Origin of the sequence: Arthrobacter sp. YAF16, from assembly GCF_052113385.1 — a bacterium.
GTDB lineage: Bacteria > Actinomycetota > Actinomycetes > Actinomycetales > Micrococcaceae > Arthrobacter.
In genome coordinates this window covers 204,142-216,157 of record NZ_JBFRDC010000006.1, presented here as the reverse complement: position 1 = coordinate 216,157, position 12,016 = coordinate 204,142, and the positions used below count along the sequence as shown (strand labels likewise).

General features: G+C 67.6%; 12 protein-coding genes and 1 tRNA gene. 12 read left to right on the top strand and 1 reads right to left on the bottom strand.

Going from position 1 to position 12,016, the window contains the following annotated elements:
- Nucleotides 1-29: 29 nt before the first annotated feature.
- The 10 genes from AB4Y91_RS13245 to AB4Y91_RS13200 all read left to right on the top strand — a co-directional run bounded on the left by AB4Y91_RS13245 (nt 30) and on the right by AB4Y91_RS13200 (nt 9,873).
- Complete coding sequence (locus tag AB4Y91_RS13245) at nt 30-1,397, top strand: cation:dicarboxylate symporter family transporter (RefSeq protein ID WP_441418908.1); 1,368 nt, start codon at nt 30-32, stop codon at nt 1,395-1,397.
- Nucleotides 1,398-1,696: 299 nt separating this feature from the next.
- Nucleotides 1,697-2,596: a ParA family protein gene (locus AB4Y91_RS13240; RefSeq protein WP_441418907.1), complete on the top strand. Its 900-nt coding sequence runs from the start codon at nt 1,697-1,699 to the stop codon at nt 2,594-2,596.
- A 14-nt stretch (nt 2,597-2,610) separates the two neighbouring features.
- Nucleotides 2,611-3,453, top strand: a complete 843-nt coding sequence (locus tag AB4Y91_RS13235; protein WP_441418906.1) for a segregation and condensation protein A — start codon at nt 2,611-2,613, stop codon at nt 3,451-3,453.
- A gap of 92 nt (nt 3,454-3,545) precedes the next feature.
- Nucleotides 3,546-4,166 (top strand): SMC-Scp complex subunit ScpB, encoded by a 621-nt coding sequence (gene scpB / locus AB4Y91_RS13230; protein WP_441418937.1) that lies wholly within the window; start codon nt 3,546-3,548, stop codon nt 4,164-4,166.
- Between the two features lie 109 nt (nt 4,167-4,275).
- Nucleotides 4,276-5,478 carry a pseudouridine synthase gene (locus AB4Y91_RS13225; RefSeq protein ID WP_441418905.1) on the top strand — a complete coding sequence of 401 codons (1,203 nt, stop codon included), beginning with the start codon at nt 4,276-4,278 and terminating at the stop codon, nt 5,476-5,478.
- Nucleotides 5,479-5,481: 3 nt separating this feature from the next.
- The gene (locus AB4Y91_RS13220) at nt 5,482-6,591 is read left to right on the top strand and encodes a prephenate dehydrogenase (protein WP_441418904.1); all 1,110 of its coding nucleotides are present in this window, start codon (nt 5,482-5,484) and stop codon (nt 6,589-6,591) included.
- Entirely contained in the window at nt 6,591-7,334 is a 744-nt protein-coding gene (gene cmk, locus AB4Y91_RS13215) for a (d)CMP kinase (protein WP_441418903.1), read from the top strand. The genes AB4Y91_RS13220 and cmk overlap by 1 nt, the downstream gene beginning before the upstream one ends.
- Nucleotides 7,335-7,383: 49 nt before the next feature.
- On the top strand, nt 7,384-8,082 hold the full coding sequence (locus AB4Y91_RS13210) for a lysophospholipid acyltransferase family protein (RefSeq protein WP_441418936.1): 699 nt from the start codon (nt 7,384-7,386) through the stop codon (nt 8,080-8,082).
- Nucleotides 8,079-9,629 (top strand): ribosome biogenesis GTPase Der, encoded by a 1,551-nt coding sequence (der, locus tag AB4Y91_RS13205; RefSeq protein WP_346959094.1) that lies wholly within the window; start codon nt 8,079-8,081, stop codon nt 9,627-9,629. Before AB4Y91_RS13210 ends, der begins: the two co-directional genes overlap by 4 nt.
- Nucleotides 9,630-9,796: 167 nt before the next feature.
- A tRNA-Pro gene (locus AB4Y91_RS13200) sits at nt 9,797-9,873 on the top strand.
- A gap of 91 nt (nt 9,874-9,964) precedes the next feature.
- Here the strand turns inward: AB4Y91_RS13200 and AB4Y91_RS13195 are convergent.
- A complete protein-coding gene (locus tag AB4Y91_RS13195; protein WP_441418902.1) occupies nt 9,965-10,834 on the bottom strand; it encodes an Fpg/Nei family DNA glycosylase in 870 nt (289 codons plus the stop codon).
- 153 nt (nt 10,835-10,987) lie between these two features.
- Between AB4Y91_RS13195 and gcvH the strand changes: the two genes are divergently transcribed.
- Together gcvH and AB4Y91_RS13185 are read left to right on the top strand one after the other, a co-directional pair.
- On the top strand, nt 10,988-11,374 hold the full coding sequence (gene gcvH, locus AB4Y91_RS13190) for a glycine cleavage system protein GcvH (RefSeq protein ID WP_138769663.1): 387 nt from the start codon (nt 10,988-10,990) through the stop codon (nt 11,372-11,374).
- A gap of 164 nt (nt 11,375-11,538) precedes the next feature.
- Nucleotides 11,539-12,012, top strand: coding sequence for an FHA domain-containing protein (locus AB4Y91_RS13185; protein WP_175321575.1), 474 nt, complete (start codon nt 11,539-11,541; stop codon nt 12,010-12,012).
- Nucleotides 12,013-12,016 lie beyond the last annotated feature (4 nt).

Genomic DNA, 12,016 nt, shown 5'->3' with positions numbered 1-12,016 from the left:
CGAAGTCCAGCCTATCCAAGGAGAACACCATGGCCTCTCAACGAGGAGAGTCAGCGGCAACCGCCGCGGCGCCGGTCAAAAAGCGCAAGGGGCTGGACAAGTCCCACTACCTGTACATCGCAGTCATTGTCGCCGTGGTCCTCGGCGCCCTGGTCGGCCTGATCTTCCCCGAGGTCGGCAAGTCCCTCAAGCCGCTCGGCGACGGCTTCATCAAGCTCATCAAGATGATGATCGCCCCCGTCATCTTCTGCACCATCGTGCTGGGCATCGGCTCGATCGCCAAGGCCGCCACGGTCGGCAAGGTCGGCGGCCTGGCCCTCGGCTACTTCATCGTCATGTCGACCTTCGCGCTGGCCATCGGCCTCGTCGTCGGCAACCTGATCCACCCGGGTGAGGGCCTCAAGCTCGCCCCGTACGATCCCAACAAGAAGGCCGCCACGGACAGCACCGTCGACTTCCTGCTCGGCATCATCCCGGGCGACATCCCCGTGCTGCCCACCCTGCTCGCCGCCATCCTGGTCGGCTTCGCGCTACAGAAGATGGGCCCGCAGGGCACCCCGATCCTGAAGGCCATCGGCCACGGCCAGGCCCTCGTGTTCCGCATCCTGATCATGGTCATGTGGCTCGCCCCGGTCGGGGCATTCGGTGCGATCGCCGCCGTCGTCGGCGCCACCGGCGTGCAGGCCATCATCAGCATGGCCACCCTCATGGTCGCCTTCTACATCACCTGCGCGGTGTTCATCGTCGTGATCCTGGGCGGCCTGCTCCAGGTCGTCTCGGGTGTCAACATCTTCCGCCTGATGCGTTACCTCGGCCGCGAATACCTGCTGATCTTCTCCACGTCCTCCTCCGAAGCGGCCCTGCCCCGCCTGATCGCGAAGATGGAACACCTCGGTGTCTCCAAGCCCGTCGTCGGCGTCACGGTCCCCACCGGCTACTCCTTCAACCTCGACGGCACGGCCATCTACCTGACCATGGCCTCCCTGTTCGTCGCCAACGCGATGGGCACCCCGCTGGACCTGGGCGCCCAGATCTCGCTGCTGATCTTCATGATCATCGCCTCCAAGGGCGCCGCCGGCGTCACCGGCGCCGGCCTCGCCACCCTGGCAGCGGGCCTGCAGGCCCACCGTCCGGAACTGCTCGGCGGCGTGGGCATGATTGTCGGCATCGACCGCTTCATGTCCGAGGCCCGCGCGCTGACCAACTTCACCGGCAACGCCGTGGCGACCGTCCTGATCGGCACCTGGGTCAAGGAGATCGACGGCGGACAGGTCGAGCGTGTCCTCTCCGGCGCCGAGCCCTTCGACGAGCAGACCATGATCGCCGGCCACACCGGGCACGTGGCCGCCGACCAGCCGGCCGGCCAGGCCGCGCAGCCGGTGCCGGTCAACGCCTGAGCACCAGCCCGAACGCACTGAAACCGCCCGGACGCGCACCCCGCGTCCGGGCGGTTTCGTTTGCGGCGGGGCCCCGGTGCCAGGCAACCCTCGACCTCTACCAGAGGGTCAAGGCGCGCGGAACGGCGGTTGTCAAGGTCCGTCGAATACCGTGTCGGGGGCTGTAACCTTGGGAGGAATAACGATCCGTGCCGGGCGGCCGCAAGCAAGATGGGGCCGCAACATGAGCCAGTCAGCACAACAAGCAGCCGGCAGGGTCAGGCACGAAAATCACCGTCATCGAAAGTGTGGATAGATACGTGAGCAGCGAACAGGGTTCAGCCACTCTGGAAGGCACCGGACTCGACCTGGAAGACGCCATCATGGGCCCCACCGGGCGCCCCCAACGCGACTTTCCGGAGCCCGCGCCGCTGTCATCCCACGGCCCGGCCCGGGTCATCGCCATGGTCAACCAGAAGGGCGGCGTGGGCAAAACCACGTCCACCATCAACCTGGCCGCTGCCCTGGCCGAATACGGCCGCCGCGTGCTGCTGGTCGACTTCGACCCGCAGGGCGCCCTCTCTGCCGGCCTCGGCACCAATCCGCACGAGCTGGACCTCACGGTCTACAACGTGCTGATGGACCGCAAGGTCGACATCCGCGACGCCATCCAGAAGACCGGCGTCGAAAATGTGGACCTGCTGCCGGCCAACATCGACCTCTCCGCTGCGGAAGTCCAGCTCGTGAACGAGGTCGCCCGTGAACAGGTCCTGGACCGGGCCCTGAAAAAGGTCGAAGACGACTACGACGTTGTCCTGATCGACTGCCAGCCCTCGCTCGGGCTGCTCACGGTCAACGCGCTGACCGCGGCGCACGGCGTCATCATCCCGCTGATCTGTGAATTCTTCGCCCTGCGCGCCGTGGCGCTGCTGGTCGAGACGATCGATAAGGTCCAGGACCGGCTGAACCCCCGCCTGCAGGTCGACGGCGTCCTCGCCACCATGTACGACTCCCGCACCCTGCACGGCCGCGAGGTCATCGCCCGGCTGGTGGAGGCCTTCGGGGACAAGGTCTTCGAGACCGTGATCAAGCGCTCCATCAAGTTCGCCGACGCCACCGTGGCTGCCGAGCCGATTACCAGCTACGCCGGCAACCACGCCGGTGCCGACGCCTACCGCCGCCTGGCCAAAGAGCTGATTTCGCGCGGCGGCGCGCCCTAACCAGGGCTATGGCGGTGACGGGAACCGCGACGGCAGAGCTGTCGCCGCCCGGGAAGAAGCCCGGATTCGAGGTCCGGCTGGCCAACTTCACCGGCCCTTTCGACCTGCTGCTGGGCCTGATCTCCAAGCACCAGCTGGACATCACCGAGGTGGCGCTGGCCACGGTCACCGACGAGTTCATCAAATACATCAAGGGGCTGCAACGGCTGGGGGAGGACTGGGCCCTGGACGAGGCCAGCGAATTCCTGGTCATCGCCGCCACCTTGCTGGACCTCAAGGCGGCCAGGCTGCTGCCCTCCGGCGAGGTCGAGGACGACGAGGACATCGCGCTGCTCGAAGCCCGCGACCTGCTCTTCGCCCGGTTGCTCCAGTACAAGGCCTTCAAGCAGGTTGCCGGACTGATCGGCTCGACGCTGGAGCTGGAGGGCCGGCGCTACCCGCGGCAGGTCGCCCTGGAGGGCCAGTTCGCCGCCCTCCTGCCCGAGCTGGTCTGGAAGCACACCCCGCAGCAGTTCGCGGCTCTGGCCGAAGCGGCCCTGAAGCCCAAGGAAGCAGCCCCCACCGAAGTGGGCCTCGAACACCTGCATGGCACGCCGGTAAGCGTGAAGGAGCAGGCCGAAATCATCGGCCACCGCCTGCGTCTTGGCAAGGCACTCACCTTCCGGGCCCTGATCGCCGACGCCGAGTCCACCCTCGTAGTGGTGGCCCGGTTCCTCGCGCTGCTGGAAATGTTTCGGGACAAGGCAGTGGGCTTCGACCAACTGCTTCCCCTCGGCGAGCTGTCCGTGCACTGGACCGCCGACGACCCGGACTGGAGCAGCGACAAGCTGAGCGAAGAATACGAGGAGCAGCCGTGACCGAAGCACCCACCTCTGCCACAGCCGGCGGGGCCCCATCAGGCGCGGCCGGATCCGACGCCGGCGACTCCCGGGTTCCGGACGTTTCCGGACTGCCCGGCGGCGCCCGTGCCGCGCTGGAGGCCGTGCTCATGGTGGTCGACGAACCGGCCACGGCCACGGAGCTCGCCGCCGGCCTGAACCTGACGGTCGACGTCGTCGAGGGCCTGCTCGGGGAACTGCAACGGGAGTATAACGGCTATACTGGTAATGCCCCGGATGCGGACGACGCCAGCACTGCGATTAATCGTGCTGGTTTCGGTGCCGCCCCCCGGGGTTTTGAATTGCGGAATATCGCCGGAGGCTGGCGGATCTATTCCCGCGCTGAGTTCGCCGACGTCGTAGGCGGATTCGTGCTGGAAGGACAGACAGCCAGGCTGACGCAGGCGGCGCTCGAAACGCTCGCCGTCATCGCCTACCGCCAGCCCGTTTCCAGGGCGCGGGTGTCTGCAATTCGAGGGGTCAATGTTGACTCCGTCGTGCGGACGCTGACCCAGCGCGGACTGATCGAGGATTCGGGAACCGATCCTGAGTCCGGGGCCATCCTGTACCGCACGACGTCGTATTTCCTCGAACGTATGGGAATCGGCTCGGTGGCTGAGTTGCCTCAGCTTTCGCCCCATCTTCCAGGGCTTGAAGGCATAGCAGAGTTTTACGACGCAGGAAGAATGTAGGCAGGAATGCTGCCTGCGTAACGAGTATCCACCAGGGCAGAACCATTTGCCCGGCCGGTGGGGGCTGCCGTGAGGCAGCCGCCGCGGGCCAACAAACGAAGGACGGGTCATGACACAGGCGGGACGCCAGGGTTCACCACGTAACGGTTCGGGACGCACCAGCGCCGGACATCAATCAGCACGCACCCAGGGTGCGGGCGGCGCCGGCCGAGGCCAGCGCGACTTCTCCAAGGGCGGCGGCGACCGCCCGTTCAAGCGGCCCAAGCCGCGCGAAGAGGCTTTCATCGATCCGGACCTGAACCCCGCGGGTTCAGCTCCGGAATCCGGGGACCGCAACGGCGCCAAGCCGGCAGCGCGTAAGCCGGCCGCCCGCAAGCCTGCGGCACGCAAGCCCGGTGCCGGCAAGGTCCCCGGTACGCCGGGCGCGCTCAAGCCCAAGCCGCGCATCGGCGCCGGAGCGGCCAAGGCCACCGGTTCCAGCGCGTTCGGCGGCGAACGCTTCGGCCAGAACCTCGGCCCGGTCCGGAAGCCGGCCCGCAAACGCGGCCCGCGCGGACCCGTGCCGCAGTCCGAACTGCACGATGCCGACGGTGTCCGTCTGCAAAAGGTCATGGCCTCCGCCGGCGTCGCCTCCCGGCGCGTCTGCGAGGAAATGATCGCCGAAGGCCGCGTCGAGGTCGACGGCCAGGTCGTCACCGAGCTCGGCATGCGCGTCGACCCCAAGGCGTCCGTGATCCACGTGGACGGCCTGCGCATCCAGCTGGACGAAAACATGGTCTACATGGTGTTCAACAAGCCCAAGGGCGTTGTCTCCACGATGGAAGACCCGGACGGCCGTCCGTGCGTCAGCGATTTCGTCCGCAACCACCACGGCGAACGCCTTTTCCACGTCGGCCGGCTCGATGTCGCCACCGAGGGGCTCCTGCTCCTGACGAACGACGGCGAACTCGCCAACCGCCTGACGCACCCCTCCTACGAGGTGCCCAAGACGTACCTCGTCCAGGTCCGCGGGCCGTTCCCGCAGGGCGTCGGCGCGCAGCTCAAGGCCGGCGTCGAACTCGAGGACGGCATTGCCTCGGTCGACTCCTTCAAGCTCGTCGACTCGACCCCGGGCCACGTGCTGATCGAGGTCGTGCTGCACTCGGGCAAGAACCGCATTGTGCGGCGCCTCTTCGACGCCGTCGGTTTCCCGGTACTGCGCCTGGTCCGCGTCAAGGTCGGTCCCATCGGCCTGGGCGACCAGCGCCAGGGCAGCATCCGCAACCTCGGCAAGCAGGAAGTCGGCCACCTGCTGGCATCCGTGGGGCTGTAAGGCATGTCCGCTTTTCGCACCCACGGCCGCGGCCACCTGAACGGGCCGGTCGTGGTCGTGGGCACCGGACTGCTGGGCACCAGCATCGGGCTGGGGCTCCGGGGCCGCGGCGTCGCCGTGTTCCTCTCCGACCCGTCGCCTACCAACCAGGCCGTCGCCGTCGACATCGGCGCAGGCCTGCCCTTGGCGCGCCTTGACGGCGAAACGCCGGAACTCGTCGTGGTCGCCGCGCCGCCGGACGTGACCTCCGACGTCGTCGCCCGCGCCCTCGCGGACTACCCGCAGGCCGTTGTGGTGGACATTGCCAGCGTCAAGGCGTCCATCCAGGCGGAGCTGCGCGAGCGCGGCGCCGACCTGGGCCGCTACGTCGGCACCCACCCGATGGCGGGCCGGGAAAAGTCCGGCCCCGTCGCCGCCCGCGGGGAACTGTTCACCTCGATGCCGTGGGTGCTCTGCCCCACGCCGGAAACCCGGCCCGAGGCCCTGCAGGCGGCGCGTGCGCTGGCCGGGGACCTGGGCGCCGTCGTCTCCGAATTCGGTGCCGAGGAACACGACGAGGCCGTGGCGCTGGTCTCGCACCTGCCCCAGGTCATGTCCTCCCTCGTAGCCAGCCGGCTGCAGGGAACCCCGCTGCACGCGCTCTCGCTGGCCGGCAACGGGCTGCGGGACGTGACCAGGATCGCCGCGAGCGACCCCACGCTCTGGGTGCAGATCCTCGGCGCCAACGCGGGCAAGGTCGTGGAGATCCTCTACGGCGTCCGCGAGGACCTGAACCGGCTGATCGGAACCCTCGAGGATCCGACCGCGCCCGGTGCCAGGCTGGACCTTGCCCAGCTGATCAGCGAAGGCAACGCCGGCCAGGCCCGGATCCCGGGCAAGCACGGCGGACCGCCGCAGGCCTACTCCTGGCTGACCGTCCTGGTGGACGACACGCCCGGCCAGATCGCCAGGCTCCTGACCGAGATCGGCGAGATCGGCGTCAACCTCGAGGACCTCCGACTGGACCACTCCTCAGGACAGAATGTCGGCATGGTGGAACTCTCCGTGCTGCCCAACAAGCACGAGCTGCTCATCGAAGCCCTCAACGACCGTGGATGGCGGGTACTCCAGTAATGACCCAGGAACTCATTGAAACGGTGGACGTCGTCCGCCCCGGCAAGAGCCTCGTCGTCGCAATCGACGGCCCCTCCGGCTCCGGCAAATCCAGCGTCAGCAAAGAGGTGGCGCGCCGGCTCAGGCTGGCCTACCTCGACACCGGCGCCATGTACCGGGCCCTGACCTGGTTCTGCCTCGACAGCGGCCTGGACCTCGCCGACGCCGAAGCCATCGAAGCCGCTGCCGAGGCCCTCCAACTGGAGATCAGCACCAGCCCGCAGGAAGAGTACGTCCGGGTCGCGGGTGCCGACATCACCGAGGCCATCCGCGAACCGGGCATCTCCGCTGCGGTCAGCGCGGTCGCCACCACGCTCGGGGCACGGACCGAACTGATCCGCCGGCAGCGCGCGCTGATCGAAAAGCACCACCGCCGAATGGTGGTGGAGGGCCGGGACATCACCACCGTCGTCGCTCCCAATGCCGAGGTGCGCATGCTGCTCACCGCCAGCGAAGAGGCCCGGCTTCGCCGCCGCGGCATCCAGCTCGGCGGCAGCCAGAACGCCGAACAGCTTGCCGCGCAAGTCACGGCGCGGGACGCCAAGGACTCCACCGTGGTGAACTTCACGCAGGCCGCCGACGGCGTGGTCACGCTGGACTCCTCGGACCTGGACTTTGCCCAGACCGTTGACGCGGCCCTCGGGATCGTGCACCGGGTCGTCACCCACACGGCCATCAACCACACGGCCATCGACCGTGACTGAGGGCTCAGCCGGGGCGCAGCTTCCCGGCCGCTGGTTCAAGCACGGGACCATGGCCTGGAGCCGGCCGGTCGGCTGGCTGCTGGACCATCTGGTGTACCGGACCACCGTCCAGGGCCGCGCCAACGTCCCGGCGGCGGGGCCGGTCATCTTCGCCGGAAACCACATCAGTTTCCTGGACGGCCCGGTCATGTTCGGTGCGGCGCCCCGGCCGATGCACATCTTCGTCAAGAAGGAGATGTTCAAGGGGTTCCTGGGCCTGGTCCTGAAGGCCTCCGGCCAGCTGGCGGTGGACCGTTCGGGTGACCGGGCGGCGCTGGAACGGGCCAAGAGCGTCCTCGACGCCGGACGGTGCGTCGGGATCCTGCCCGAAGGCACGCGGGGGAGCGGAGAGGCCGCCGCCATCAACAACGGGGTGGCCTGGCTCGCGCTGAACTCGGGGGCCACCGTGATCCCGGTAGCCATCCTCGGGACCAGGATCAGCGGCGAGCACCTCAACGCGGTTCCCCGTCCCGGCCGGCGGCTGCACGTCAGCTTCGGCGGGGCCCTCACCGTCAGCCGCAGGCCCGGGGAGACCGGGCGTGCTTCAATGGACAGGGTGGGAACCGAGATCCGCGCCGCACTGGCACGGCACGTCCAGGACACTATTCAGAGCAGCGGGCAGCGCCTGCCCGACGCGGATTCACCGCAAGAACCACAGACAGCAGTAGCCGCGACGCCGGCAGATCACCACCTAAGGAAAGTGCAATGAGCGATACGACTCAAACCCCCGGCCATTTTGGCGCCGGCGAAGACGAATACACGCCCACCGGCACGGACCAGGTGGCGGAGAATCTTGCCGCCCTGGACGACGAGGAAGCCGAGCTCCGCGCGGCCTCGCTCCGCGCCGGCCTGGACGACTACGAACTGGACGAGGAAGACGCCGCCCTGCTGAGCGGGCGCTACGAGGACGAGGACTTCGACGGCCCGGTCAAGCTTGACCCCGTCCTGGCCATCATCGGCCGGCCGAACGTCGGCAAGTCCACCCTGGTCAACCGCATCCTGGGCCGCCGCGAAGCCGTCGTGGAGGACACCCCCGGCGTCACCCGTGACCGCGTTATGTACTCGGCGCACTGGAACGGCCGGAACTTCACCGTGGTTGACACCGGCGGCTGGGAGCACGACGCCCGGGGCATCCACGCCCGCGTCGCCGAGCAGGCCGAGATGGCCGTGGAGCTCGCCGACGCCGTGCTGTTCGTGGTGGACTCCGCCGTCGGCGCGACCGCCACGGACGAAGGCGTCATGAAGATGCTGCGCAAGTCCAAGAAGCCGGTCATCATGGTGGCCAACAAGGTCGACGACTTCGCCCAGGAAGCCGACTCGGCCGCGCTCTGGGGCCTCGGCTTCGGCGAGCCGTACCCGGTCTCCGCCCTGCACGGCCGCGGCGTCGCCGACCTGCTCGACCATGTCATGGACACGCTGCCGGAGTTCTCCACGATCGAAGGACTCGAGCGCAGCGGCGGCCCGCGCCGGATCGCCCTGATCGGCCGGCCGAACGTCGGCAAGTCCTCGCTGCTGAACAAGCTCGCCGGCTCCGAACGCGTCGTCGTCGACAACACCGCCGGCACCACCCGTGACCCGGTCGACGAGTTCATCGAACTCGGCGGCCGTACCTGGCGCTTCGTCGACACGGCAGGCATCCGCCGCCGCCAGCACATGGCCCAGGGCGCCGACTTCTACGCCTCGCTGCGCACCCAGAGCGCGCTCGAAAAGGCCGAGGTCGCCGTCGTGCTCCTCGCCGTGGACGAGGTGCTCAGCGAGCAGGACGTACGCATCCTGCAACTCGCGATCGAGTCCGGCCGCGCGCTGGTGCTCGCGTTCAACAAGTGGGACCTGCTCGACGACGAACGCCGCACCTACCTGGAACGCGAAATCGAACAGGACCTCGCCCACGTGGCGTGGGCGCCGCGCGTCAACATCTCGGCCAAGACCGGCTGGCACAAGGACCGGCTGGTTCCTGCCCTGGACACTGCGCTGGAGAGCTGGGACAAGCGCATCCCCACCGGACGGCTCAACGCCTTCCTCGGCGAACTGGTGGCGGCACACCCGCACCCGGTCCGCGGCGGCAAGCAGCCCCGCATCCTCTTCGGCACCCAGGCCTCCAGCCGGCCGCCGAAGTTCGTGCTCTTCACCACCGGCTTCCTGGATCCCGGCTACCGCCGCTTCATCACCCGCCGGCTCCGCGAAACCTTCGGCTTCGAGGGCACGCCGATCGAGGTAAACATGCGGGTCCGGGAAAAGCGCGGCAAGAAGCGCTAATTCCGAACGCGCCCGCCGAGGGAAAAAGTTCCCGTGACACAAGTGAAAGTGTCACGGGCACCCTCCGGAATCGTGTAAGCTTTTGGAGGTGGTTCGGCCGGACTGCTCGGATGAAATCCTTTGGATAACAACAGGACATCATCAAGAGCGGAGAACGGCGGAACCAACGGGCTGTAGCGCAGCTTGGTAGCGCACTTGACTGGGGGTCAAGGGGTCGCAGGTTCAAATCCTGTCAGCCCGACCAACAGAAAGTACCCCGCCATTCCGGCAACGGAATGGCGGGGTTTTCTGTTTCCCGGACCGGTCGACTTCGTAAAGCGGCTCCTGGAAAAGTCCTACTTCAAAAAACGCGACGTCCGGCGGTCCGCCAGGATCTTTCCCTTCGTCTGGCAGTGCGGGCAGTACTGCAGCGCGGTGTCGGCAAAGGAGACCTCTCGCACGGTGTCTCCGCAGACCGGGCATGCTTCGCCGGCCCGGCCGTGCACCCGCATGTGGCTCCGCTTGGCGTCCTTGAGCTCGGCCGGCGGCTTCCCGCGGGCCTCGGCCAGTGCCGTGCCCAGGATTTCGTGGATGGCGTCGTACAGGCGCTCTACCGCCGCCCGGTCCAGGGCGCCGGCGATGGCGAACGGGGAGATCCTGGCCGCGTGCAGAATCTCGTCGCTGTAGGCGTTCCCGATGCCGGCGATGACGCCCTGGCTGCGCAGCAGCCCCTTGATCTGCTGCTTGCCGGCCGCGAGGATCCCGGCCAGGGTCTCGACGTCGAAACCCGGACTGAACGGATCCGGTCCGAGCGCCGCGATCCCCGGCACATCCGTCGGGCTGCGGACCAGGTAGACCGCCAGGCTCTTCTTGGTGCCGGCCTCGGTCAGGTCCAGGTCAAGTGGTCCGCCCCCGCTGGAAAACGACAGCCGCGCCGCGATATGCCCGCTGCCCATTTTCAGCACCGCGCCGGTGGGCGCGTCGGTGAACCGCACCCAGCCGGCGCGGGCAAGGTGAAAGACAAGATGCAGCCCGTCGGCCTCCAGGTCCACGAACTTGCCATGGCGGCGCACCCCCGTCACGGACCTGCCTTCCAACGCCGAGATGGGAGGATCCGCCGTCTTCAGCACCGCAAACGAGACGATCTGGATTTTCGTGAGGACCGCACCGCGCAGGCGCGTGTCCAGGAAATCCGCGAGGGCTGCCACTTCCGGTAGCTCAGGCATGGGCAAATCCGACCGGAACGGGTGCAGGTGCTGCCATGGCCCCATCATGCCAGAGTCCTCCCGGGGTCCGGCCGGATATGCCTATACTTTCAGCGGCGGCCCGTTCGATCGGCCGCCGTCGACCTTGGTGATTGACCAGACGAAAGGCCCGCCATGAGCATCATTCCCGAAGAGCTGTCCTACACCGCGGAACACGAATGGGTCTCCGCCCCGAATGCCGACGGAGTCGTGCGCGTGGGGATCACGGATTTTGCCCAGGACGCGCTCGGGGACGTCGTCTACGCCCAGATGCCGGAGGTCGGCACCGACATCAAGGCCAACGACGTCGTGGGGGAGGTCGAGTCCACCAAGAGTGTCAGCGACATCTACGCCCCGGTCAGCGGCGAGGTAGTGGCCCGCAACGAGGCCCTGGACACCGATTCCGCCCTGATCAATTCGGATCCCTACGGCGAGGGCTGGCTGATCGAAATCAAGCTCGCAGAAGCCGACGCCGTGGAGTCGTTGCTCAGTGCATCGGAGTACGAACAACAGGTAGGCTAATGGGAAGGTCTCCGGGCCGTGTTACTGGACACAGCAGTTGTTGGAGACAGCGATTACTGGACACAGTGGCCGGCCGGGGGGACTGACTACCGGATCTGCCAGGCTTTTCCGGACGGCATGCGTTGTTTGCAGGGGGGACACCTGCAACGAATGAGGAGGACTCAATGGTTGGGCACGGACAGAACGACACCGGTGAATACGGCACGGGTGGAGTGAAAGCCTCGGAGACCACATCGATCCATCTCACTCCCGTGCGCGACGAGCCCACCCTCACCCCGAAGGTTTCGGTCGAGGAACGCACGGCCATCGAGTCGTTGCCCGCAGGGTCCGCCCTGCTGGTGGCACACAGCGGCCCCAACGCCGGCGCCCGCTTCCTGCTCGACTCGGACGTCACGACGGCGGGCCGCCACCCGGACGCCGATATCTTCCTCGACGACGTCACGGTCTCGCGCCGCCACGTTGAATTCCGCCGCACGGCGCGCAGCTTCGAGGTCGTGGACACCGGGAGCCTGAACGGCACCTACGTCAACCACGACCGTGTCGACAGTGTGGAGCTGAAGTCCGGTAACGAGGTGCAGATCGGCAAGTTCCGGCTCACCTTCTACCTCAGCCCTGCCCGTACCGCAGGCAACGTCTGATATC